Annotated in this window: 2 protein-coding genes; both read left to right on the top strand. The window is 60.5% G+C overall.

All coding sequences use genetic code 11. The features are described 5' to 3' along the window. The coding region (locus tag B2W96_RS11520; RefSeq protein ID WP_293010552.1) for an efflux RND transporter periplasmic adaptor subunit at positions 1-590 on the top strand (590 nt) is incomplete at its 5' end. Beyond that, a partial coding sequence (locus B2W96_RS11515; protein WP_293010550.1) for an efflux RND transporter permease subunit occupies positions 587-1,322 on the top strand: 736 nt, incomplete at its 3' end. The genes B2W96_RS11520 and B2W96_RS11515, both read left to right, overlap by 4 nt.

Raw genomic sequence — 1,322 nt, 5'->3', positions numbered from 1 at the left:
TGATTTCCGAGATCGGCCGTCCTCAGGTGGTGGTGAACGTCTCCGAGACGCTGCAGCCCTCCATCGGCGTGGGTGATGCAGTGGAAATCAGCATTCCCTCCGTGGGAGAGACGACGGTGCAGGGAACGGTGGCCTCTGTGGCCTCCGCGGTCAGCCTGCCCTCGGCACTGTATGAGGTACATATTGATTTGCCCAAGGATATGAAAGTCTCCATCGGCATGTTTGCCCGGGCCACCTTCCGCACCGATTCCCGGACGGGCACGGTGCTCATTCCCACGGAGGCGATCCTTACGGGAGAGGACGGAAGCCAGTCCGTCTATGTGGTGGACGGCGACACGGCCTATCAGGTAAATGTGACCACCGGCCTTGTGGGTGAGAAGCAAACGGAGGTCACCTCCGGGCTTCACGGCGGCGAGCAGCTTGTGACCCGCGGGCAGAGCTATCTCAGCGACGGGGCCCCTGTCCGCGTCACCAATGCCCCGGCGCCGGAGGACGGCGCGGGTGCTTCCGGAGCTGAAAGCGGCGCGGCCTCCTCTGATGTGGCCTCTTCTCAGGCGGCGGTGCAAAGCGCGGAGGGCAAGGCGGCATGAATATCGTTTCATTTTCCATTCGCCATAAGGTTACCACCATCATGGCCTGCGTGATGGTGGCGGTCTTCGGCGTGATGGGCTTTTCCCAACTGCCTTTGGCGCTGCTGCCGGATATTGAGCTTCCGATGGTGCTGATGTATTCCACCTATCAGGCGGGTCCTCAGGAGGTGGAGAATCTGGTCACCGTCCCGTTGGAGAGCGCTTCTGCTTCGGTGGCGGGCATGGATAAGCTCTATTCCTACTCCGTTGAAAACATGTCCCTTGTAATCGTAACCTTTACCGACGGCACCAATCTTGACACCGCCATGACGGACCTACGGGACAAGGTGGGTATGGTGAAAAGCACCCTGCCCGACGATGCCACCGACCCCGTGATGATGGCCATGGACATGGACGCGATGCCCGTAATGGTCATTGCGCTACGGGGTGCAGATCTGGCGTCTCTTCAGGCCACTGCGGTCGACACCATTTCTCCCGCGCTGGAGCGCATCGAGGGCGTGGCCTCCGTGGATGTGCAGGGCGGCTTTGAAAACGAGATTGCCGTGGAAACTTACACGGAGAAGCTGGCAGGCTACGGGCTGTCTCTCACGTATATCGCCCAGATTCTTTCAGCGGAGAATGTTGCCATTCCCGCCGGCAGCGTGGACAATGGGGCTAACACCCTGTCCGTGCGGACTGACGGCCAGTTTTCTTCTGCCCAGGACGTGGCCAACTGTCTGATTCCCCTGCCCA

The organism is Oscillibacter sp. UBA6647, assembly GCA_002455655.1.
GTDB lineage: Bacteria > Bacillota > Clostridia > Oscillospirales > Oscillospiraceae > Oscillibacter.
This window is presented reverse-complemented; position numbering and strand designations above follow the sequence as displayed.